20 protein-coding genes and 3 tRNA genes are annotated in these 21398 nt (G+C 66.5%); 12 read left to right on the forward strand and 11 right to left on the reverse strand.

Going from position 1 to position 21398, the window contains the following annotated elements:
• From OIK44_RS11215 to OIK44_RS11230, 4 genes are all read right to left on the reverse strand, one after another.
• Window positions 1–1234 (reverse strand): efflux RND transporter permease subunit (locus tag OIK44_RS11215; protein WP_273670842.1); only part of this gene is annotated, 1234 nt, incomplete at its 3' end.
• Between the two features lie 5 nt (window positions 1235–1239).
• Window positions 1240–2502, reverse strand: coding sequence for an efflux RND transporter periplasmic adaptor subunit (locus OIK44_RS11220; protein WP_273670843.1), 1263 nt, complete (start codon window positions 2500–2502; stop codon window positions 1240–1242).
• Between the two features lie 193 nt (window positions 2503–2695).
• The gene (locus tag OIK44_RS11225; RefSeq protein WP_273670844.1) at window positions 2696–3538 is read right to left on the reverse strand and encodes an alpha/beta hydrolase; all 843 of its coding nucleotides are present in this window, start codon (window positions 3536–3538) and stop codon (window positions 2696–2698) included.
• On the reverse strand, window positions 3535–3681 hold the full coding sequence (locus OIK44_RS11230; protein WP_273670845.1) for a hypothetical protein: 147 nt from the start codon (window positions 3679–3681) through the stop codon (window positions 3535–3537). Before OIK44_RS11230 ends, OIK44_RS11225 begins: the two co-directional genes overlap by 4 nt.
• Before the next feature lie 200 nt (window positions 3682–3881).
• On the opposite strand from OIK44_RS11230, the gene OIK44_RS11235 reads away from it, so the two are divergent.
• The 4 genes from OIK44_RS11235 (at window position 3882) to OIK44_RS11250 (ending at window position 7465) form a co-directional block, all read left to right on the forward strand.
• Entirely contained in the window at window positions 3882–4832 is a 951-nt protein-coding gene (locus OIK44_RS11235) for a LysR family transcriptional regulator (RefSeq protein WP_273670846.1), read from the forward strand.
• Entirely contained in the window at window positions 4832–5788 is a 957-nt protein-coding gene (locus OIK44_RS11240) for a D-2-hydroxyacid dehydrogenase (RefSeq protein WP_273670847.1), read from the forward strand. Before OIK44_RS11235 ends, OIK44_RS11240 begins: the two co-directional genes overlap by 1 nt.
• A 265-nt stretch (window positions 5789–6053) precedes the next feature.
• The gene (locus OIK44_RS11245; RefSeq protein WP_273670848.1) at window positions 6054–6239 is read left to right on the forward strand and encodes a hypothetical protein; all 186 of its coding nucleotides are present in this window, start codon (window positions 6054–6056) and stop codon (window positions 6237–6239) included.
• 104 nt (window positions 6240–6343) lie between these two features.
• On the forward strand, window positions 6344–7465 hold the full coding sequence (locus tag OIK44_RS11250) for an MvdC/MvdD family ATP grasp protein (RefSeq protein WP_273670849.1): 1122 nt from the start codon (window positions 6344–6346) through the stop codon (window positions 7463–7465).
• 15 nt (window positions 7466–7480) lie between these two features.
• Here the strand turns inward: OIK44_RS11250 and OIK44_RS11255 are convergent, their stop codons facing one another.
• The 3 genes from OIK44_RS11255 to cynR form a co-directional block, all read right to left on the reverse strand.
• Window positions 7481–8626 (reverse strand): alpha-hydroxy acid oxidase, encoded by a 1146-nt coding sequence (locus tag OIK44_RS11255; RefSeq protein ID WP_273670850.1) that lies wholly within the window; start codon window positions 8624–8626, stop codon window positions 7481–7483.
• A gap of 132 nt (window positions 8627–8758) precedes the next feature.
• Window positions 8759–8835: transfer RNA gene (locus OIK44_RS11260), tRNA-Arg, on the reverse strand.
• A 65-nt stretch (window positions 8836–8900) separates the two neighbouring features.
• Window positions 8901–9821, reverse strand: a complete 921-nt coding sequence (cynR, locus tag OIK44_RS11265; RefSeq protein ID WP_273670851.1) for a transcriptional regulator CynR — start codon at window positions 9819–9821, stop codon at window positions 8901–8903.
• A 112-nt stretch (window positions 9822–9933) separates the two neighbouring features.
• Here cynR and OIK44_RS11270 point away from each other — a divergent pair, with 112 nt between their 5' ends.
• The 3 genes from OIK44_RS11270 to cynS (OIK44_RS11280) all read left to right on the forward strand — a co-directional run bounded on the left by OIK44_RS11270 (window position 9934) and on the right by cynS (OIK44_RS11280) (window position 11757).
• On the forward strand, window positions 9934–10596 hold the full coding sequence (locus tag OIK44_RS11270; protein WP_273670852.1) for a carbonic anhydrase: 663 nt from the start codon (window positions 9934–9936) through the stop codon (window positions 10594–10596).
• 27 nt (window positions 10597–10623) lie between these two features.
• Window positions 10624–11094, forward strand: a complete 471-nt coding sequence (gene cynS / locus OIK44_RS11275; RefSeq protein ID WP_273670853.1) for a cyanase — start codon at window positions 10624–10626, stop codon at window positions 11092–11094.
• A 192-nt stretch (window positions 11095–11286) separates the two neighbouring features.
• Window positions 11287–11757 carry a cyanase gene (gene cynS, locus OIK44_RS11280; RefSeq protein WP_273670854.1) on the forward strand — a complete coding sequence of 157 codons (471 nt, stop codon included), beginning with the start codon at window positions 11287–11289 and terminating at the stop codon, window positions 11755–11757.
• A 57-nt stretch (window positions 11758–11814) separates the two neighbouring features.
• On the opposite strand, the gene OIK44_RS11285 is transcribed toward cynS (OIK44_RS11280), so the two are convergent.
• From OIK44_RS11285 to OIK44_RS11295, 3 genes are all read right to left on the reverse strand, one after another.
• Window positions 11815–11891, reverse strand: a tRNA-Arg gene (locus OIK44_RS11285).
• A gap of 141 nt (window positions 11892–12032) precedes the next feature.
• Window positions 12033–12109, reverse strand: a tRNA-Arg gene (locus OIK44_RS11290).
• A 254-nt stretch (window positions 12110–12363) separates the two neighbouring features.
• On the reverse strand, window positions 12364–12594 hold the full coding sequence (locus OIK44_RS11295) for a hypothetical protein (protein ID WP_273670855.1): 231 nt from the start codon (window positions 12592–12594) through the stop codon (window positions 12364–12366).
• 334 nt (window positions 12595–12928) lie between these two features.
• Between OIK44_RS11295 and OIK44_RS11300 the strand changes: the two genes are divergently transcribed.
• The 3 genes from OIK44_RS11300 to OIK44_RS11310 all read left to right on the forward strand — a co-directional run bounded on the left by OIK44_RS11300 (window position 12929) and on the right by OIK44_RS11310 (window position 18235).
• Window positions 12929–13771, forward strand: coding sequence for a response regulator (locus OIK44_RS11300; RefSeq protein WP_273670856.1), 843 nt, complete (start codon window positions 12929–12931; stop codon window positions 13769–13771).
• 196 nt (window positions 13772–13967) lie between these two features.
• A complete protein-coding gene (locus tag OIK44_RS11305) occupies window positions 13968–16934 on the forward strand; it encodes an ATP-binding protein (protein WP_273670857.1) in 2967 nt (988 codons plus the stop codon).
• 317 nt (window positions 16935–17251) lie between these two features.
• Window positions 17252–18235: a GGDEF domain-containing response regulator gene (locus tag OIK44_RS11310; protein WP_273670858.1), complete on the forward strand. Its 984-nt coding sequence runs from the start codon at window positions 17252–17254 to the stop codon at window positions 18233–18235.
• Window positions 18236–18241: 6 nt separating this feature from the next.
• Here the strand turns inward: OIK44_RS11310 and OIK44_RS11315 are convergent, their stop codons facing one another.
• Window positions 18242–18637 carry a hypothetical protein gene (locus OIK44_RS11315; protein WP_273670859.1) on the reverse strand — a complete coding sequence of 132 codons (396 nt, stop codon included), beginning with the start codon at window positions 18635–18637 and terminating at the stop codon, window positions 18242–18244.
• Between the two features lie 325 nt (window positions 18638–18962).
• Between OIK44_RS11315 and OIK44_RS11320 the strand changes: the two genes are divergently transcribed.
• Both OIK44_RS11320 and OIK44_RS11325 read left to right on the forward strand, forming a co-directional pair.
• Window positions 18963–20585, forward strand: coding sequence for a response regulator (locus OIK44_RS11320; protein ID WP_273670860.1), 1623 nt, complete (start codon window positions 18963–18965; stop codon window positions 20583–20585).
• Between the two features lie 93 nt (window positions 20586–20678).
• Window positions 20679–21392: a sensor histidine kinase gene (locus OIK44_RS11325; RefSeq protein ID WP_273670861.1), complete on the forward strand. Its 714-nt coding sequence runs from the start codon at window positions 20679–20681 to the stop codon at window positions 21390–21392.
• The last annotated feature ends 6 nt before the right edge of the window (window positions 21393–21398 follow it).

A 21398-nucleotide genomic window follows, 5' to 3' on the forward strand; every position in this document is an offset into this window, starting at 1 on the left:
TGGCGTCATCGACGACGATGCCGATGGCCAGCACGAGGCCGAACAGCGACAGCGTGTTGATCGAGAAGCCGAAGCCGAGCATCACCGCAAAGGTGCCGATGACCGACACCGGCACCGCCAGCAACGGAATGATGGAGGCGCGCCAGGTTTGCAGGAAGACGATCACCACCAGCACCACCAGGGCGACGGCTTCGAGCAGCGTGTGGATGACGGCGCTGATCGATTCGCTGACGAACTGGGTCGGGTCGTACACGACGCTGTAGTCCAGGCCCTGCGGGAAGTCCTTTTTCAGCTCTTCCATCTTGGCGCGCACGTTGGTCGACAATTGCAGCGCGTTGGCGTTGGGCGTCTCGAAAATACCGATGCCGATCGCGGACTTATTGTTCAGCAGCGAACGCAGCGAGTAGGAGTTCGAGCCCATCTCGATGCGCGCCACATCCTTCAGCCGCGTCAGCGCGCCGTCGACGTTGGTGCGGACGATGATGTCGCCGAATTCCTCGACCGATTGCAGGCGCCCCTGGGTGTTGACGGTCAGCTGGAACTGGCTGCCCTTGGCCGGCGACTCGCCGATCACGCCGGCGGCGACCTGCACGTTCTGCTCGCGGATGGCGCTGACGACGTCGCCGGCGGTCAGGCCGCGGCCCGCCACCTTCTGCGGATCGAGCCAGACGCGCATCGCATAGTCGCCGGAGCCGAAGATATTGGCTTCGCCCATGCCGGGAATGCGGGCCAGCTGGTCTTTCACGTTCAGCACCGCGTAGTTGCGCAGGTACAGGTCGTCGTAGCGGCCGTCCGGCGAGGTCAGATGCACCACCATCGTCAGGTTCGGCGAACTCTTGACGGTCGTCACGCCGATCTGGCGCACCTCTTCGGGAAGGCGCGGCAGGGCGCGCTGGACGCGGTTTTGCACCTGCGTTTCAGCCTGCTCGACGTTGGTGCCGATCTTGAAGGTGACGGTCAGCGCCAGCGCGCCGTCCGAGGTGTTTTGCGAGGACATGTAGAGCATGTTCTCGACGCCGTTGATCTGCTCTTCGAGCGGCGCGGCCACCGTTTCGGCGATCACTTTCGGGTTCGCGCCCGGATACTGGGCGCGCACCACCACCGACGGCGGCACCACGTCCGGATATTCCGACACGGGCAGCTTGAAGATCGAGAGCAGGCCGGCGACGAAAATGATGATCGACAAAACCGCCGCGAAGATCGGCTTGTCGACAAAGAAGCGTGAAAAATTCATAGTGATTATTCCTTGGCAGTCGTTGCTGCTTTAGCCGCGACCTTGGCGTCTTTCGCCTCGGTTTTCGCCGCCTGTTTTGTGTCGGGGGTGACGACCGGGGCGGACGGGTCGAAGTCCATCGCCACCGTCTGCGGCGTCACCGGGGCGCCGGGGCGCACGCGCTGCAGGCCGTGCACGACGATCTTCTCGCCCGCCTTCAAGCCTTCGCGCACCACGCGCAAGCCGTCCACCGTCGGGCCCAGCTTGACCGGGCGGTATTCGGCCTTGCTGTCGGCGCCGACGACGAAGACGAACTTGCGATTCTGGTCGGTGCCGACGGCGCGGTCGTTGATCAGCAGCGCGCGGGTCTGCTCCTTGCCGCCGTTGCCGGCGTTCAGCTGGACGCGGGCGAACAGGCCGGGCACCAGCACATTGTCGGCGTTGGCGAAGGTGGCGCGCATGCGCACGCTGCCGGTGCGCGGGTCGAGCTGGTTGTCGACGAACTCCAGCTTGCCCTCGTGCGGGAAGCCGGTTTCGTTGGCCAGGCCGACCTTGACGGTGACGGCCGCGCCCTTGTGCGCCAGCGCGCCGACGCGCAGATAAGTGTCTTCGTCGCCGTCGAAGCTGGCGTAGATGCGCTCGGTCGACACCACCGAGGTGAGGATAGCCGCGCCATCGATCAGGTTGCCGACGGTGATTTCAGCCTTGCCGACGCGGCCGTCGATGGGCGCATGCACCTGGGTGTAGCTGAGGTTCAGGCGGGCCGCCTCGAACGAAGCCTGGGCGGCGCGGGCGTTGGCGTCCAGCTCCTTCAAGCCGGCCGCCTTTTCGTCGAGCTCGCGCTGCGGAATGGCTTTTTCGGCCAGCAGCTTTTCGGCGCGGGCCAGTTCCAGGCGGGCCAGGTCGGCCTTGGCGCGGGCCGAGGCGGCGGCGCCCTCGGCGCGGCTCACTTCAGCCTGGAAGGGGCGCGGATCGATGACGAACAGGACCTGGCCTTTCTTGACTTCGCTGCCCGGCTTGAAGTTGACGGCCGTGATGAAGCCGCCCACGCGCGAGCGGATGTCGACGCGCTCGACCGCTTCCAGGCGGCCCGAGAATTCCTGGGTTTCCGTGATCGGTTTTTCCAGCACGGCGGCGGCCGAGATCGGCGGACCGCCGGCGGCCGGCGCTTCCTGCGTCTTGCTGTTGGCCGAATCGCAAGCCGACAGACCGAAGGCGGCCAGCCCCGCCAATGCCAGCGCAGCGGCGAGCGGCCGTGCCAGCGTGGTCAGTTGTTTAACGTTTTTCATCTTAATCCCTTTTTATATGAAAATTTATAATGGTTGAGGCGAGCAGATGCCATCCGGCTTGAAACAAGTTTTCGGAGCGAGCGCCATCACGCGCAAGAACAGCGACGGGGGTAAAAATACACTACACAGTGTAGTGCTTGCTACTTAAGAAGTAAACTAACTAGTGTAAATACGCTGAAGCGCTTATTCCCGCTCAACCTGGAGCGCCCTGCTCCAGCGCGACAATGAAGTCGCCGATCTCGCTGAGGGCGCGCGCCCGGCAGGCGCATTCATTGCGGCCGCCCGGTTCCTGCAAGGGCGCCGGCGGCATGCGCACCAGCGTGGTCTGGATGCCACAGCCGCTCAGCTTGGCGGCGTACTGCTCCGCTTCGTCGCGCAGCGGGTCGTCTTCGGCCGACATGATCAGTGCCGGCGGCAAATTCTTCAAACGGCTCGATTGCAGCGGCGAGGCGTAAGGGTGGGTGCGGTCCGAGGCGTTCGGCAGATAGCCGCGGTAACCGGCCGCGCACTCGTCGGCAACCTCCAACATGTCCGGACAGGACGGCAAGGCCCGCATCGAACAACTGCTCAGGCCGGGATCGAGCATCGGCATGATCAAAATCTGCCCGAACAGGGCCGGCCCGCCGCGGTCGCGCGACATCAGCGTACACACGGCCGCCAGATTGGCGCCGGCCTCGATGCCGGAGACGATCAGGCGTTTGCCGGTCCAGCCCAGCTTGGTCTTGTTCTTCTTCGCCCACAGCAGCACCGCGTGGGCGTCCTCCACGGCGGCGGGAAACGGCCGCACGGTCGCCAGCGTGTAATTGGTCGCCAGCACGATATGTTGCGGGTTGCCCAGCACCAGACAGCGCAGGAAATCGTCGGCGTCTTCCAGGTCGCCGCCGACGAAGCCGCCGCCGTGGAAGAACACGATCAAACTGTCGCGCTTGGCGCCGGGCGCGCCGGCCGTGTACACCCGCGCCGCCTGGGCGTCCTGCGCGCCGCGCACCTCGATGTCGCGGATGGTCAGTTGCGCGTCGGACGCCACGGCGTTCATTGGGCGATCGCCTTGCCGTCTTGCGGCGCCGGCACCTCGTTCGCGCACAGCAGCGAGGCGCCGTTCGACACTTCCGACACCAGCGCGTCATAGCCGCTGGCCTCCGCCTGCGCCGCCATCGAGTAGGCATCGGTGTGCAACATTCCGGCCAAAGCAAGCGAGCTCAAGGCAAGAGCGACAACTGCAAAGATTCCATCCCGATGACCCATGACATTCTCCCGATAACTGCTGACGACACCTGCATTTCATGCTGCAGTACAGCAACTATAGACTTGAACTACAATCTGATAAATAGTGCAATGTCGAATTGATTGTTCAGGAATCCGAACAATGGGAAAAGTAAATGAATAAACTGCAAGCGATGGAAGTTTTCGTGCAAGTCGTCGACGCCGGCGGCTTCACGCGGGCGGCGGAAAACATGCAACTGCCCAAGGCCAGCGTCTCGACGATGATCCAGGCGCTGGAGGGGGCGCTGGCCGTCAAGCTGCTGCACCGGACCACGCGCCAGGTCAGCATCACGGCCGACGGCGCCGCCTATTACGAGCGCTGCCTGCGCATCCTGGCCGACGTGCGCGAGGCCGAGGAGTCGCTGTCGCGCACCCGCCTGAGTCCGGCCGGGCGCCTGCGCGTCGAGGCCCCCACCGGCATCGCGGGCGAGGTCATCGTCCCCGCCCTGCCCGATTTTTTCGCCCGCTACCCGGACATCACCCTCGACCTCGGCTGCAGCGACCGCCCCGTCGACTTGATCGAGGAAGGCGTCGACTGCGCCGTGCGCGGCGGCCATCTGAGCGACTCGGCGCTGATCGCGCGGCGCGTCGGCATCGTCCACTTCACCACCTGCGCGGCGCCGTCCTACCTGAACAAGCACGGCCGGCCGCAGCACCCCAACGAGTTGCTGCAGCACCGCTGCGTCAACTATTTCTCGTCCAAGACGGGCAAGACCCACGAATGGGACTTCACGCGCGCCGGCGAGCGCCTGCAAATGCCGCTGCCGGGGCAGATCGCGCTCAACGACGCCAACACCTACATGGCCGCCGGCCTGGCCGGCCTCGGCATCATGCAGATGCTGAACTTCACCGTGCTGCCCTATGTCGCCGACGGCCGCCTCGAAACCCTGCTCGACGACTGGACCACGGACCCGTTTCCCGTGCATGTCGTGTATCCGCAAAACCGCCACCTGTCGGCCAAGGTACGCGTCTTCGTCGAGTGGATCGCCGAAGTATTTTCCAACCATCCGGGCTTGCGGCTCAAGAACGCGCCGCCACGCCCGACACCGCTACAGGTCGCCATCTGATGAACACACCGCACGACATCGTCTTCCTCGACCGCGACAGCGTCATCGCCACGCTGCGCCCGCCCCGCTGTCCCCACACCTGGCGCGACTATCCCGGCACGGCGGCGGCGGACGTCGTCGCCCGCCTGGCCGGCGCCAGCATCGCCATCAGCAACAAGGTGCCGCTGCGCGCGGCCGAGCTGGCGCAACTGCCGGCGCTGCGCATGATCGCCGTCGCCGCCACGGGCACCGACGCCATCGACCTGGCGGCCTGCCGCTCCCGCGGCATCGTCGTCAGCAATGTGCGCGACTACGCCGTCGCCAGCGTGCCGGAGCACTGCATGGCGCTGATGCTGGCGCTGCGCCGCAAGCTGCTCGACTACCGCGCCGACGTCGAGGCCGGACTGTGGCAGCGCTCGGCGCGCTTCTGCCTGCTGAACCACCCGATCCGCGACCTGCACGGCAGCCGCCTCGGCCTGCTCGGCTACGGCGCGCTGGGCAAGTCGGTGGCGAAGCTGGGGCGCGCCTTCGGCATGGAGGTGGTGGCGCACACGCGCTCGCCGCTGGCCGACCCGGACGTGACGGCCGTCTCGTGGGACGAGCTGCTGGCGACCTCGGACGTGCTGAGCCTGCACGCGCCCCTCAACGCGCAGACCCGCCACATCATCGGCGCGGCCGAGCTGGCGCGCATGCGGCCGTCTGCGCTGCTGATCAACACGGCGCGCGGCGGCCTCGTCGACGAGGCGGCGCTGGCCGCCGCGCTGACGAACGGCGTCATCGGCGGCGCCGGCTTCGACGTGCTGGCCCAGGAACCGCCGCCGGCCGACAATGTGCTGCTGAACCTGCGCCTGCCCAATTTCATCCTGACGCCGCACACGGCCTGGGCCAGCGGCCAGGCGATGCAGGCGCTGGCCGACCAGCTGATCGACAACGTCGAAGCCTTCGCCGCCGGCCGGCCGCGCAACGTCGTCGCCTAAAAGCGGCGCGGCGGCGCACCCATGCAAGGGGTCGACAAGCTCGGTCTGTTTGCCGGTTTCAATCCCGTGCAATGTTGTTGAAAAAAGCCTATATGTTGCGCTATACTAAATTTGCTCTTTACTTAATTGAGCAAATAGCAATTGCAGTATGTTGGAACGCGGGTTTGCCGGCGATGGCCAGTTTGGCGCGCAAGCAGCCCCGTGTCGTTTGAAGAGCATTCCCACAGAATGTATATTTTTAAACCACACTGAAAACGGATGAATTGTGAAAAATAGCAAAGACAAGAGCAGCAACAGCAACGAAACCACCCGCATCTTCAGCCGCCTGGTGGCGCATGAAATCGCCCCGGCCGACCTGAAGCAAATCTCCGGCGGCCGCTTCGCCCCGTTGACCACCAATAGCGGCGCCCAGCCTGGTGAGCTGGGTTCTGGCATGCGCGACGACAATTAATTCGATCGCCAAGTAATGCCAGTCCACACCCCGAAGATGGCAGCATTTTCGGGGTGTGGCGCCGCCCTCCCCGTCCCACGCGGACACCGCCGTAAGCCCGATCCATGCTGAAATTCCTCATCATTTCCTACCCCCACGATGCCCATCCGGAATCCGTGGCCTGGGCGCTGCGGCGCAACGGGCATGAGGTGGTACTACTTTCATTCAACGATTTTTGCGCGTATTTAAGCGCATCGATCAGCATTGACAACACCGCCTGCTCGCTGCATTTCAAGCACCAGGGCAAGCTGCACGCCGGGCTCGACCAATTCGACGTGGTCTGGCTGCACCGCATCGGCCGGGCCCAGTTGCCGGACGACCTGCACGCCGCCGACCGGGAGCTGGCGGACCGGGAATGGATCTCGTTCATCACGGCCATTCCGCATTTTATTTCCGCGAAGGCGTTCTTCGCCAACCCGATTCTTGGCAATCAGCAAAGCAAGAGCAAGGCGCTGCAACTGCAATACGCCCGGCAGATCGGCCTGAACATCCCGCGCACCCTGATATCGAACGACCCGCAGGCGGTGCAGAATTTTTTCGACGCCGAAAACGGCGCCGTCATTTTCAAGCCCTTCAATTTTTCGACCTGGATAGGGGAAGGCAAACACTATTCGACGTACACCTCGCCCGTCAGGGCGGAGCACCTGTCGGCGGAAAAATCCATCGCCGCCTGCCCCGGCATCTATCAACAGCACATACGCAAAAAATACGAGGTGCGCGCCACCATCATGGGGCACGAATGCATCGCCGCCCGCCTGATGTCGCAGGAGCATGCCTCGACGTCGACGGATTGGCGCGCCGGCGCCGCCGGCCAGACCATCGCCACCGATCCCTTCGTCCTGCCCGCGCAGATACGTGGCCAGTGCATCGCGCTCATGGAACGGCTCGGCATCGTCTTCGGCTGCTTCGATTTCATGGTCACGGAGGACGATGAATTCGTCTTCCTTGAGGTGAATGAAATGGGGCAGTTCCTGTGGATGGAGGAGGACGATCCGCAATTCCCCCTGCTCGACACCTTCGTCAAGTTTCTCGAATCGAGGAATCCGCAGTTCCAGCGCGGCGACGCCGGCGTGCGGCACCGCTACGCGGACTTCCGCGACTCGCCCGAGTACGTCTTGCATGCGCAAGGCGACAAGAACCCTTCCGGGCACAACGTCCGCCGGGCCCAGGGCGTGGTCACGGAGTAGCGCCGCGCCGCCCGCTCAGAAGGAGCCGGGCAGCAGGATGTTGTGATCGACCCGCGTCACGTCGCGCAGGCCGCAAAAGGCCATCGTCAGGTCGAGCTCGTTGCGGATGATGTCCAGGCATTTGCTCACGCCGGCCTGCCCCAGCGCGCCCAGCCCGTACAGGAAGGGCCGGCCGATGTAGACGCCGCGCGCGCCCAGCGCCAGCGCCTTGATGACGTCCTGGCCGGAGCGGATGCCGCCATCCATGTGCACCTCGATCTGGCCGCCGACGGCCGCGGCGATGGCCGGCAGCGCGCCGATCGACGATTGCGCGCCGTCGAGCTGGCGGCCGCCGTGGTTGGAGACGATCAGCGCGTCGGCGCCGCTGGCGGCGGCCAGGCGCGCGTCTTCGGCGTCCATGATGCCTTTGATGATCAGCTTGCCGCCCCAGCGCCGCTTGATCCATTCCACGTCGTGCCAGGACAGGCTCAGGTCGAACTGCTGCTGGGTCCAGGCCGACAGCGAGGACATGTCCGACACCGAGGTGGCGTGGCCGATGATGTTGCCGAAGCCGCGGCGCCGGGTGCCCAGCATGCCCAGGCACCAGCGCGGCTTGCCGGCCATGTTCAGCAGGTTGGCGGCGGTCAGCCTGGGCGGCGCCGACAAGCCGTTGCGCAAGTCCTTGTGGCGCTGGCCCAGCACCTGCAGGTCGAGCGTGAGCACCAGCGCCGAGCAGCCGGCCGCCTTGGCGCGCTCGATCAGGCGCTCGATGAAGGCGCGGTCCTTCATCACGTAGAGCTGGAACCAGAACGGCTGCGTCGTGTGCGCGGCCACGTCCTCGATCGAGCAGATGCTCATCGTCGACAGCGTGAACGGCACGCCGAACTGCTCGGCCGCGCGGGCCGCGAGGATTTCGCCGTCGGCGTGCTGCATGCCGGTCAGGCCGGTCGGCGCCAGCGCCACCGGCATCGCCACGGCCTGCCCCACCATCGTCGAGGCCAGGCTGCGGTTTTCCAGGTTGACGGCGACGCGCTGGCGGAATTTGATCGGCGCGAAATCGCCGCTGTTGGCGCGGTAGGTCGACTCCGTCCAGGAACCGGCGTCGGCGTAGTCGTAGAACATGCGCGGCACGCGCCGTTGCGCCAGCACGCGCAGGTCTTCAATGCAGGTAATAGTCGTCATGCACGCTCCTCGTTTCGATGGTGCGAGCCATGATCGGCCATTTGCGCGCAATTGCCAATAGAAAAGACGCCGCGCCGGGGCGCGCCAAATAGAAAAAGGGGACTAGATTTTGCAATCTAGTCCCCGATATTCTGGTGCGGCTGGCAGGAATTGAACCCACGACCCCTTGGTTCGTAGCCAAGTACTCTATCCAACTGAGCTACAGCCGCGAAAGACAAGATTATAGCAGGGCTTTTGCGAATGGCCAAGAGCGTCGCCACGAAATATCCGCATTTCACGCGACGGGCGGCGCCAGGCCGAGCAGGGCCGCCCGGCCGGCCTCGTCGGCCAGGCTGTGCGCCAGCGCGGCGAAGGCTTGCGCAGCCGCGCTGCGGTAGGCGCCCTTGCGCGCGAGCAGCGCCACCATGCGCGGCGCCGGCGCCGGCTCCAGGGCCACGGCCAGCAGCGCGGGGTGAACGCGGGCGATGGCGAGCGGCAGGATGGTCGCGACGCGGCCGCGCCGCGCGATCTCGACGATGGCGCCGATGGAGTTGGCTTCGATGGCGATGCGCGGCGCCACGCCGTGCTCGCGGAAATAGGCGTCGATGTGGATGCGCGTGGCGAAGTCGGCGCTCAGCAGCGCCAGCGGCTCGTCCCGCAGTTGCCACGGCGTCAAGCGGGCCGCGCCGGCCAGCGCATGGCCGGCCCCCAGCACGGCGCCCAGGCGCTCCTGGAACAGCGGCTGGCAATCGATGTCGTCGGCGGGCGCGCCGGCGAAGGCGATGCCGAGGTCGACGCGGTCGTCGGCCAGCGCCGCCTGCATGCGCTCCTGGGCCATTTCGCTGACGGCCAGCGTCAGGCCCGGATGGCTGGCGCCGAAGCGCTCCACCAGCGGCCCCACCAGATAGGACGAGAAGGTCGGCGTGAACGCCAGCCGCAGCGTGCCGCGCGACAGGTCTTGCACGTCGTGGATGGCGCGCCGCCCCGCCTCCAGGTCGCGCAGCGCCCGCCGCGCGCAGACGATGTAGGCGTCGCCGGCGGCGGTGGTGCGCACGGCGCGCCCGCTGCGGTCGAGCAGCACGGCGCCAAGCTGCTCCTCCAGCTGGCGGATTTGCTGCGACAGCGTCGGCTGCGACACGTGCAGCGCCTCGGCGGCGCGGGTGAAGTTGCCATGCTCGGCAACGGCCAGCAGGTAGTTGATGTGGCGCAGCAGCATGGGTGGCCATCTATAAGTATTAGCAATGGAAACAATTGTAAACCAGTCTTGGACGCTATAGCTGCGGCGCGGCATCATGGCCGCACCACCCACCGATGCAAGAAAGTGCGCAATGAAAACGATCATCGAAGGATGCATGAAGTTCCAGCGCGAAGCCTTTCCCGGCCGCGCCTCGCTGTTCCGGCAACTGGCCCACCGCCAGCACCCCGGCGCGCTGTTCATCGCCTGCTCCGACAGCCGCGTCGTGCCGGAGCTGCTGACCCAGCGCGAGCCGGGCGACCTGTTCGTCATCCGCAACGCCGGCAACATCGTGCCCAGTTACAGCGCCGAGCCGGGCGGCGTGTCGGCCAGCGTCGAGTACGCCGTCGCCGTGCTGGGCGTCACCGACATCGTCATCTGCGGCCACTCCGACTGCGGCGCGATGTCCGCCATTGCCAGCTGCCAGTGCCTGGCGCACTTGCCGGCCGTCGCCAGCTGGCTGCGCCACGCCGAGTCGGCCAAGGTCATCAACGCCGCCCGCCGCCACGCCTCGCCCGCCGCCCACCTGGCGGCGCTGGCGCGCGACAACGTCGTGGCGCAACTGGCCAACATCAAGACCCACCCGAGCGTGGCGCTGGCGCTGGAACAGGGCCGGCTCGACCTGCACGGCTGGCTCTACGACATCGGCAGCGGCGCCGTCGACGCCCTCGACGGCGCGACGATGCGCTTCCGCCCCCTCGGCGATTTCCCCCTGGCCCGCGCCACCCGCTCGAAAGCCGAGCTGGCGCAGGCCTGAACCACCACCCCACGCAAAGGAAACACCATGCTGCAATCCGAATTCGAACAACTGCCGCGCCACCACCTGACGGCCCGGCTGATCGCCGCGAAAGCACAAAAAAACCTGTCCTGGCAAGAGATCAGCGACACGACGCCATTCAGCGTCGCCTTCGTCACGGCCGCCCTGCTGGGCCAGCACCCGCTGCCGCCCGACGCCGCGCACGCCGTCTGCGCCTGCCTGGGCCTGGGCCAGGCCGAGGCGGCGCTGCTGCAATCGGTGCCGCTGCGGGGCAGCTTGCCGAACGGCGTGCCGAGCGATCCGACCATCTACCGCTTCTATGAAATGATCCAGGTCTACGGCACCACGCTGAAGGCGCTGGTGCACGAACAATTCGGCGACGGCATCATCAGCGCCATCAATTTCAAGCTCGACATCAAGAAAGTGCCGGACCCGGACGGCGGCGTGCGCGCCGTCGTCACCTTCGACGGCAAATATTTGCCGACCCAGCCGTTCTGACATTGACGGCGGCGCGACAGCAAGCCGCGCAATGTTTGATATAGCTCAGCTCGGCTGCGCAATGGCGCACGCGGCAGGCGCCGCGTGCGCCACACTGCCCCTACCCCCGATAAAGACGCAATTTCTTGCGCCATGACAGACAGCACGCCGCCAGATCTGCATGCCCCCCCCCACGCAATCGAAAGGAAGCGCATGCTGCAATCACAATTTTCGCCGTTGCCGCGCCAGGCGCTGGGCGCCGAGATCGTCGAACTCAAGGCGCAACGCCAGCTGAGCTGGGGGCAACTGGCGGCCGACACCGGACTGAGCACGACCTTCGTCACCGCCGCCCTGCTCGGCCAGCACCCCTTGCCGGCGGCCGCCGCCGAGATGATAGGCGCGCGCCTGGGCCTGGCGCCGGCGGCGGTGGCGCTGCTGCAAACGATACCGATGCGCGGCAGCCCGGCCGCCGGCGCGCCGGCCGATCCGACCATGTACCGTTTTTATGAAATGATCCAGGTCTACGGCGGCACGCTGAAGGCGCTGGTGCATGAACAATTCGGCGACGGCATCATCAGCGCGATCGATTTCAAGGTGGAATTGAAGAAAGTGGAGGATGCGGATGGCAGTTACCGCGCCGTCGTTGTGCTCGACGGTAAATTTTTGCCGTATAAGCCGTTTTAAGGGCGGCGTCGCAAACGAAGAAAGGGGCCAGATTTCTCAATCTGGCCCCTAAAATTCTGGTGCGGCTGGCAGGAATTGAACCCACGACCCCTTGGTTCGTAGCCAAGTACTCTATCCAACTGAGCTACAGCCGCAAAATAAAACATTACAACACTATCATTTCCATTCCGCTCCCCTGACAAACCGGGAAACAAAACCGAAACTTACTACGCTTACTACGCTTACTACTGGTAGAAAAGAGGAACCAGATAAACGGCATCTGGCTCCTGATATTCTGGTGCGGCTGGCAGGAATTGAACCCACGACCCCTTGGTTCGTAGCCAAGTACTCTATCCAACTGAGCTACAGCCGCGAAAGCAACATTATAGCGTATGCAGTGCGTTTTGAAAAGTTCGATTTTTAAATCGTCCAGCTGATTTTGCGTATGCTGCCTCGCACTATCCGCTGCTTTTCAAACCGAAAAGCCTGCGCTTTTCGCCCCTCGCAATCAGCGCTTTTCAGGGCCCTGACACTTGGAACCGGAGGGCTTGCCCCCCGAAAGAAGCAGGATTATAGGGACTAGCCCGGCGCCTGTCTAGTGTGAATGAAAAACAATTTGGCGCGGCCTCAATCGAGGCCATATTCAGCGGCGGCCTTGGCGGCCCACAAGGCCGCCTCGCGCGACGGAAACGGCGCGTCATAACTGTCGAGGGCGCCGCCCTCGCCGACGAAGTGCGTCCACCAGCCGGCGGCGTCGCCGACGATGGCGATGTCGCCGGCGCCGCAGTGGCCGGCGATGGCCTCGTCCGCTTCCAGCATGACGATTCTCACCTTGCGGTGTTTGATGATGGTGGGCATGGTTTGCAAGGATCAGTAAGGTGGTGTGGCGCATCATGGCAAATTTGCCACGCAAAGACAAGCGCGCCCGCCGCATTATTCACCATAACGATTTCTATTATCATCAAGATAAATTGGCTTTATATGCCGCAACGCAGCATGATGCACCTGTCTCCTCTATTCTCCTCCAAGAAAATAGATTCAGCCCGCCTCCTTGGCGGGCTTTTTTTTGCCCCGCGCTCCCGCCCTCCCCCGCCGGATTGCCGATGCTGTTGCATATTGAACAGTGCGCGGGGTCGCGCGGCAATGTTTCGTGTAGGATTCACCATATTTTCTTGGAAGAAACGACAGCCCTATGCAATTCAACAGTATTGACGCCGCGGCCAAGTCCGGCTTCGCGTGGTCCCACACCGCCCTGGGCGAGCCCGCAGAATGGCCGCACTGCCTGCGCGCGACGCTGGACATCATGCTCAATTCGCCGCTGGCGTCGGTGCTGATGTGGGGGCCGGAACAGGTGATGCTCTACAACCACGCCTATGTCGCCCTGCTCGGCTCGCAACACATGGCCGCGCCCGGCGCGCGCGTGCCGGCGATACTGCCGGCCGAATGGAGCTGGAGCGCCGCCGCGCTGGAGTCGGCCTGGGCCGGCGCGCCTGGCCACTACCGCGGCCAGACCCTGCAACTGTGGCGCGACGGCGTCGCCAGCGAACGGGCGCTGGACCTGTATTACACGCCGATCCGCGACGAGCTGGCGCGCGTGCGCGGCGTGCTGTGCTGCCTCGCCGCCGCGGCCGCGCCGGCCGCCCCGCCGGCCCCGCCGCGCGCGCTGCGCATCCTCGTCGTCGAGGACAACCTCGACGCCCAATTCCTCGTCTGCGAAATGCTGCAAGCCTTCGGCCACCAGGTGCAGGCCGTCGGCGGCGGCGAAGAGGCGGCCGGCATCCTCGCCGCCGGCCGCTTCGACGTCTTGTTCACCGACGTCAGCCTGCCCGGCATGTCCGGCGTCGACCTGGCGCGCGCGGCGCTGCGCGGCCAGCCCGGCCTGCAGATCATCTTCGCCTCCGGCTTCGGCGACACGCTGACCCGCCACGTCGAATTTGCCGCCACAGCCCTGCAGAAGCCGTATGACATGGAGTTGCTCAAGGGCGCGCTCGAACGCATCGGCGCGCAGCTGGCGTCCGGCGCCCCGCCGCCGTGAGTACGTCCGTGCAACGGTGCGTATCGTTTCGGCCGGATAGGACTACAATGAAATAGTTAAGCGGGCTCCGCACATCGCGCCGCCACCCTGACAAACAATGACGGCTTTGACTGACAATCATGATCCTTCCCACAAAGCCTGGCCGCACGCAGACGCGCCTATCCGCCGCGGCCATCCGCCGCCCGCGGGGCCGCTGATGGCCAAACACGATCACGACGAATCCGCGCGGCTGCGCCAGACGGCCGGCCCCGGCGCCGGTGTGTTGTTGGCGCAACAGTCGGCCAGCAACGAAGTGGCCGAAGTCCGGGAAGCCCTGCGCCAGGCCGACGAGCGGATGAGCAAGCTGCTTGAGAGCATCACCGACGGCTTCCTCGTCGTCGACCGCGACTGGCGCATCAGCTACATCAACGCGCGCGCCGAAGACATGCTGCGCCCGGCGCGCAAGAGCGGCGCCTGCCTGCCCGGCGGCAACCTGTGGCAGCAACTCCCCGAGCTGCGCGGCACCGTGCTCGAAGCCCAGTACCGCCACGCGCTCGAACGCCAGGAAAGCGTCGGCTTCGAGCTGTACTACCTGCCCCTCAAGCGCTGGCTGGAAGTGCGCGCCTATCCGTCCAGCGACGGCCTGACCAGCTACTTGCAGGACATCACCCAGCGCAAGGCCGACGAGCGGGCGCTGCGCGAGAGCGCCAACCGCCTGCAGGTGGCGCTGGCGGCCGGCAAGCTGGGCGACTGGAGCTGGGACGCCGCCACCGACCTGGTCACGCTGGGCCGGCGCGCCGCCGAGATGTTCGAGCTGCCCGGCGCCACGCCGGTGACCTGGCGCGCGCTGCGCGAGCGCATCGACGAGGACGACCGCGCCGACGCCCGCGGCGCCTTCCTGCGCGCCTTCGCCAGCCGCGCCGACTACCAGATCGAATGCCGCATCGTGCGCCGCAGCGGCGAGCGGCGCTGGCTGTCGGTGGTCGGCCACGGCAACTACGGCGACGACGACAGCCTGCAGGGCATGACCGGCATGGTGCGCGACATCACCCGCAGCAAGGCCGCCGAGGACACCCTGCGCCAGAGCGAGGAAGAGCTGCGCGCGCTGGCCAACTCGATTCCGCAACTGGCCTGGATCGCCCAGTTCGACGGCGCCGTCACCTGGTACAACGAACGCTGGTACGACTACACCGGCACCAGCGCCGGGCAGAACGCCGGCAACGGCTGGCAAGCCGTCTACGACCCGCTCTGCCTGCCGCAGATGAAGCAGCGCTGGGAGCAGTCGCTGCGCAGCGGCCAGCCCTTCGAAATGGAATTCCCGATACGCGGCGCCGACGGCCAGTTCCGCTGGTTCCTGACGCGCGCCAACCCGATCCGCGACGGCGACGGCAAGCTGCTGCGCTGGTTCGGCACCAGCACCGACGTCGACCAGGTCAAGCGCGCCCAGGAGGCGCTGCGCGACGAGAGCGCCATCCTGGAACTGCTCAACAGCACCGGCACGGCGCTGGCCAGCACGCGCGACCTGGGCGCGCTGCTGCAGGAAGTCACCGACGCCACCACCCGCCTCAGCGGCGCGCACTGCGGCGTCTTCCTGAGCCGGGACGACGGCGCCGGCGCGCCGGCCCACTGCACGCTGGCCGGCGCCGGCGCCGCGGCGTTCCGGCACTTCGCGGCGGCCCACGCCGAGGCCCTGTTCGGCCCGGCGCGGCAAGGCGGCGGCGCCCTGCGCGCCGACGACGTCGCGGCCGATCCGCGCTACGCCGACGCCGCGCCCGTGCGCAGCTACCTGGCCGTGCCCGTCGTGGCGCGCTCGGGCGACGTCATCGGCGGCCTGTTCTTCGGCCACCCGGAAGCGGCCGTCTTCACCGCCCGCACCGAGCGCATCGTCGGCGGCATCGCCGCCCAGGCCGCCGTGGCGATCGACAACGCCCGCATGTACGAGGCGGCCCAGCGCGCCGCCGAGGAGCGCAAGGTGCTGCTCGACAGCGAGCGCAGCGCCCGCACCGAGGCCGAGCGCACCAACCAGATGAAGGACGAATTCCTCGCCACCCTGTCGCACGAGCTGCGCACGCCGCTCTCGGCCATCCTCGGCTGGGCCCAGGTGCTGCGCCGCGGCACGCGCGACCAGGCCGACCAGCAGCGCGGCCTGCAAAGCATCGAACGCAACGCCCGCGCCCAGGCGCAGCTGATCGAAGACCTGCTCGACATGAGCCGCATCACCTCCGGCAAGGTGCAGCTGGACATGCAGGCGATCGCGCCGGCCACCATCATCGACGCCGCCATCGAGGCGCTGCGCCCGGCCGCCGACGCCAAGAACATCCGCCTCGACAGCCGGATCGCCGCCGGCGTCGGCGCCATCGCCGGCGACGCCAGCCGCCTGCAGCAGGTGATCTGGAACCTGCTGTCGAACGCGCTCAAGTTCACGCCGCGCGACGGCACCGTCAGCATCGACGTGCGCCAGGCCGACAGGCACGCCGAAATCACCATGCGCGACAGCGGCATCGGCATCCGCGCCGAGTTCCTGGCCCACGTGTTCGAGCGCTTCCGCCAGGCCGACGCCTCGACCACGCGCAAGCACGGCGGCCTCGGCCTGGGATTGGCGATCGTCAAGCACCTCGTCGAGCAGCACGGCGGCAGCGTCGCCGTCGCCAGCGCCGGCGAAGGCTGCGGCGCGACGTTCACGGTGCGCCTGCCGCTGGCGGCGCACGCGGCGGGGCGGCCGGCGGCGCGCCCCCACTCGGCGGCGCCGGCCGCGGCGGCCGGCGACCTGCCGCTGCCCGACCTGGCGCGCCTGAAAGTGCTGGTCGTCGACGACGAGGCCGACGCCCGCGAGCTGATCGAACGCATCCTCAGCGACTGCAACGCCGAGGTGCTGCAGGCGGCCGACGCGGCCCAGGCCCTGCAACTGCTGCTCAACGAGCGCCCCGACGTGCTGGTCAGCGATATCGGCATGCCCGACGTGGACGGCTTCGACCTGCTCGGCATGGTGCGCGCGCTCGGCGCCGAGCGCGGCGGCGCGCTGCCGGCCGTGGCGCTGACGGCCTTCGCCCGCTCGCAGGACCGGCAGCGCGCGCTGGCCCTGGGCTTCCAGGCCCACGTCGCCAAGCCTGTGGAACCGGCGCAACTGGCGGCCACCGTCGCCGGCGTCTGCGGCCGGGGACAGACCACGATTTCCAAGCAATGATTTCTTGGAAATCGTGGTCTGTCCCCGCCGGACTCGTCCTATAATGAAGCAGCGCGGAATCGGCGCGGCGGACGGTCAACGGCGCAGTCTTGTCACAAAATCAGCTTGCTCTTCCTACTCGGAGACGCGGCACTGTCCTACAAGCAACTTCGCTAAGCTTTGTTACACTACAAATACACCAGCATCATGGTTCACCCCTTACCGGCAAGATCGACGGCGGCGAACCTGAAGACGCGCTCCTCACGCCGCAGCGAGGGGCTACCATCGTTTTAAGCGCTCTCAGCCAGCGTCGACTATCCAGCATTGACGAGACCACTATGCCGAGCCAAGAAGAGATTTTGAAAGCCAAGATTCTGGTGGTTGACGACTCGCCCGACAATGTCGACCTGATGCTGGAAATCCTGCGCGACGCCGGCTACACCAGCGTCACGGCGACGCTGCGGCCGGAACAGGTGTGCCCGCTGCACCGCGAACATTGCTACGATTTGATCTTGCTCGATTTGCAAATGCCCGAGCTGAACGGCTTCCAGGTCATGAAGGGCCTCAAGGAGATCGAACAGGGCGGCTACCTGCCGGTGCTGGCGCTGACGGCCCAGCCGAGCTTCAAGATCGCCGCGCTGGAGGCCGGCGCGCGCGACTTCATCAGCAAACCCTTCGACCTGCTGGAAGTGCATAAGCGCATCCACAACATGCTGGAGGTGCGCCTGCTCTACAAGGAGCTGGCCCAGTACAGCAAGCAGCAGCAGGAACTGGCGCTGCACGACCCGCTGACGGGCCTGCCCAACCGGCGCCTGCTGGAAGACCGCATCGCCACCTCGCTGCAGCACGCCCAGCGCAACCGCGGCAAGGCCGCCGTCATGTACCTGGACCTGGACGGCTTCAAGGCCATCAACGACACCTACGGCCACGCCTACGGCGACGAAATCCTGAAAATGGTCGCCAAGCGCCTGGTCGGCTCCTCCCGCAAGGAAGACACGGTGGCGCGCATAGGCGGCGACGAGTTCGTCATCGTGCTGGGCGCCCTGTCCGGCCTGGGCGACGCCCGCGAACCGGCCTCGAAGCTGGTCGAAATCGTCTCCGAACCCTACTTCATCAACGATCTGTCGCTGACGCTGTCGACCAGCATCGGCATCAGCATCTATCCGGACGACGCCGACAACGTCGAGGCGCTGATCTCGATGGCCGACAGCGCGCTGTACGAGGCCAAGCGCGCCGGCAAGAACCGCTTTTGCTGCACGCCGCCGGGCGGCGCGCCGCTGCGCCCGGCGCATCTGGCCAGCGCCGCGCCGCACGCCGCCTGAGCCGGCTTACATCGGCTTCGTTTCGTCGCGCTGCTGGCCGGCGCGCTGGTGGTCGCCGTGGGCGTCCACCTTGTCCGGCGCCACCTCGATGCGCGTGATGCCGGAATCGACGGAAATCGGGTCGCTGGCCGGGAAGGTCATTTCGACGGCCTCGTCCAGCAACTCCTCCTGCGCCCGCTCCTCCGGCGTCGCCAGCTCCTCGTCGGCCAGCGTGACCAGCGCGCCGGCCCATTTGACGAAATGCAGATTGGCCAGATCGCGCACCGTGCACACGCCGAAAGCCTGCCGCAAGGCCTTGGCGTCGGCCGCGCTGACGCCGCGCAAAACGCTCACCGGCGCGGCGACGATGTCGCGCAAGCTCCTGCCCACATAGTGGTGATCGACGATAGTCTCGATATTCATCATGCCTCCTCCCGCTGCGTTCCAGGGCGCGCCCGCCGGAGCGCCCGCTTGCCAGCCGACTATGCCACGCCGTGGCCGCCGCGTATGTGCGCAAGCGAACGCAAACGCGTGCGCCCCGCTTGACGCAGACGCGCCGCGGCCCGCGCCGGTTTTGACTTTGAGAATGGCTATTGATATGATGAGTTGCCTTCTTTAAGGCAAGAACCATTGCGCGGGGCAAGGCGCGCGGGCGGCGAATGGCCGGGGCGGCGGCCTGCCGCACACCCTGCCGTTTGCGCCGACAGCAAGCGCGATGCGCTCCGCAGATTCTCAGAGCCGGGACAAGGTGCCTACCATCGACAAGCCCAAGATTCTCGTTGTCAACGACGATGCCAACAGCCTGTTCGCCCTCACCTCGTTGCTGGCGCAGTGGGCCGAGCAGGAGCATTACGAAGTCATGGCGGCGCGCTCGGGCGAGGAAGGCTTGCGCCAGGTGCTGCTGCACGATTTCGCCGTGATCCTGCTCGACGTCAACATGCCGGGCATGGACGGCTTTGAAACGGCCGAGGCGATCCACCAGCGGGCCCGCTCGGCGAACATTCCCATCATCTTCGTGACGGCCTTCCTGGCCGATGAAATCGACCGCCTGAAAGCCTACCAGCGCGGCGCCGTCGACTTCCTGTTCACCCCCGTCATCCCGCAAATCCTCCACGCCAAGGTGTCCGTTTTCGTCGCGCTGGCCAGCAAGAACGAGCTGTTGCGCGGCCAGGCGCACAAGCTGAGCCAGCGCAGCACCGAACTGATCGCCACCAACAAGCGGCTCACGCGCGAAATCGAGGAGCGCAAGGCGGCCGAACAGCAAAACAGCGCCAAGGACGAATTCCTGGCCATGCTGGGGCACGAATTGCGCAACCCGCTCAGCGCCATCAGCAGCGCCGCCGCCGTGATCGGCCTGCCGGGCGTCTCCGCCGAGGGCGCGGCGCGCGCCAGAAGCATCATCCTGCGCCAGAGCCGCCACCTGGGCCACATCGTCGACGACTTGCTGGACCTGAGCCGGGCCATGTCCGGCAAGATCCGGCTGAACCGCCAGCCGCTCGACCTGGCGACGCTGACGGCGAGCTGCGTCGACACCTTCCGCGCCACCGGCCGCCTGAGCCAGTACACCCTGGAGCTGGACGCGGCGCCGGGCTGGATCGACGGCGACGCCACCCGCATCGAACAAATCGTCAGCAACCTGCTCGACAACGCCCTGAAATACACGGCGCCCGGCGGCCGCATCGGCGTCGGCCTGCGCGCCGACGCCGGCGAGCTGGTGCTGACGGTGCACGACTCCGGCGTCGGCATGGCGGCCGAACTGCTGCCCCACGTGTTCGACGTCTTCGTGCAGGGCGCCAACACGCTGGACCGCGCCCAAGGCGGGCTGGGCGTCGGCCTGGCGCTGGTGCGCCGCTTGGCCGAGCTGCACGGCGGCGGCGTCGGCGCGCACAGCGAGGGCGCCGGCCGCGGCAGCACCTTCACCGTGCGCCTGCCGGCCGCGCAACAGCCGGCCGCCGCGCCGCCCCCCGTCGCCGCGCGCGCGGCGGCGCCGGGCCTGCCGCGCATCCTGCTCATCGAGGACAACGACGACGGCCGCGAAGTGATGGCGATGATGCTGGCCTGCCACGGCTATCCGGTGCGGCACGCCGCCGACGGCCTGCTGGGCCTGAAGGCGGCGGCCGACTTCCTGCCCGAGCTGGCCCTGGTCGACATCGGCCTGCCCGGCGTCGACGGCTACGAGGTGGCGCGGCGCCTGCGCGCCGACCCGCGCACCCGCGCCATCAAACTGATCGCGCTGACCGGCTACGGCCTGGCCGAAGACAAGCGCCGCGTGCTCGACGCCGGCTTCGACCTGCACCTGGTCAAACCCGTCGACATCGACCAGTTGCTGGAAACCATACAGCGCTGCGCGCGCGCCGACGCGACGCAGTAAACGCGGCCGCACCGCAGTGCGCCAGACATTTCCGAGCTCATGTATTATCCGAAGGTAAAAGCCTTTGCACATTTCAATTACACGGCGTTTCCTATGTCACAGTCAAAACCAGAGCAATTTAGCGAGTCGTCGCAAGTGGACGCCTTGCGCGCGGCCGACCTGAGCGAACTGCTCGGCCACGTCAACACCAGCTGGGACAACGAGCGGCGCAGCCTGTCGCGGCAATTGCACGACAGCCTGGGCTCGTCGCTGACGGCGCTGACCATGCACCTGTCGCTGCTGACGCAGCAAATGCCGCAGGAACGCGTCCTGCTCGACCGCGCGGCGCAAATGAAGCAACTGCTGCTGAACGTGATCGAAACGAACCGGCAGATGCAGATGAAACTGTGGAACGACAAGCTGGAATTCCTCGGCGTGAAGGTGGCGCTCGGCGAGCTGGCCGAGCAATTCAGCGAACAGCACCAGATCGCCGTGCGCTGCAGCCTGCCGGAAGACGAACTGGTGTGCCCGCGCGGCCACGGCGTGGCGCTGCTGCGCACGCTGGAAGAAGCCTTGAGCAACATCGTCGCCCACGCGCAGGCCAACGCAGTCGACATCATCGTCGACGACAACGACGAAGCGCTGATGCTGACGGTAAAGGACAATGGCATCGGCTTGCAGGACGGACCGGCCACGCAGCTGAGCAAGCATGGCTTGCGCGCCGTGCGCGAGCGCGTGCACTATCTGGGCGGCATGCTGGTGCTGACGGCCGACACCGGCGCCGGCGGCACCACGTTGACGGTCACGCTGCCGAAACCGAAGGGCTGAGCGCCC

Source organism: Janthinobacterium fluminis (assembly GCF_028595325.1).
GTDB classification, from domain to species: domain Bacteria; phylum Pseudomonadota; class Gammaproteobacteria; order Burkholderiales; family Burkholderiaceae_D; genus Janthinobacterium; species Janthinobacterium fluminis.

Coding starts and splice junctions, on each gene's coding strand:
- OIK44_RS11255 (WP_273670850.1), bottom strand. CDS start 8,626: ATGACGACTATTACCTGCATTGAAGACCTGCGCGTGCTGGCGCAACGG.
- OIK44_RS11235 (WP_273670846.1), top strand. CDS start 3,882: ATGAATAAACTGCAAGCGATGGAAGTTTTCGTGCAAGTCGTCGACGCC.
- OIK44_RS11270 (WP_273670852.1), top strand. CDS start 9,934: ATGAAAACGATCATCGAAGGATGCATGAAGTTCCAGCGCGAAGCCTTT.
- cynS (WP_273670853.1), top strand. CDS start 10,624: ATGCTGCAATCCGAATTCGAACAACTGCCGCGCCACCACCTGACGGCC.
- OIK44_RS11240 (WP_273670847.1), top strand. CDS start 4,832: ATGAACACACCGCACGACATCGTCTTCCTCGACCGCGACAGCGTCATC.
- cynR (WP_273670851.1), bottom strand. CDS start 9,821: ATGCTGCTGCGCCACATCAACTACCTGCTGGCCGTTGCCGAGCATGGC.
- OIK44_RS11325 (WP_273670861.1), top strand. CDS start 20,679: ATGTCACAGTCAAAACCAGAGCAATTTAGCGAGTCGTCGCAAGTGGAC.
- OIK44_RS11315 (WP_273670859.1), bottom strand. CDS start 18,637: ATGAATATCGAGACTATCGTCGATCACCACTATGTGGGCAGGAGCTTG.
- OIK44_RS11295 (WP_273670855.1), bottom strand. CDS start 12,594: ATGCCCACCATCATCAAACACCGCAAGGTGAGAATCGTCATGCTGGAA.
- OIK44_RS11230 (WP_273670845.1), bottom strand. CDS start 3,681: ATGTTGCACACCGATGCCTACTCGATGGCGGCGCAGGCGGAGGCCAGC.
- OIK44_RS11250 (WP_273670849.1), top strand. CDS start 6,344: ATGCTGAAATTCCTCATCATTTCCTACCCCCACGATGCCCATCCGGAA.
- OIK44_RS11220 (WP_273670843.1), bottom strand. CDS start 2,502: ATGAAAAACGTTAAACAACTGACCACGCTGGCACGGCCGCTCGCCGCT.
- OIK44_RS11305 (WP_273670857.1), top strand. CDS start 13,968: ATGGCCAAACACGATCACGACGAATCCGCGCGGCTGCGCCAGACGGCC.
- OIK44_RS11225 (WP_273670844.1), bottom strand. CDS start 3,538: ATGAACGCCGTGGCGTCCGACGCGCAACTGACCATCCGCGACATCGAG.
- OIK44_RS11310 (WP_273670858.1), top strand. CDS start 17,252: ATGCCGAGCCAAGAAGAGATTTTGAAAGCCAAGATTCTGGTGGTTGAC.
- OIK44_RS11300 (WP_273670856.1), top strand. CDS start 12,929: ATGCAATTCAACAGTATTGACGCCGCGGCCAAGTCCGGCTTCGCGTGG.
- cynS (WP_273670854.1), top strand. CDS start 11,287: ATGCTGCAATCACAATTTTCGCCGTTGCCGCGCCAGGCGCTGGGCGCC.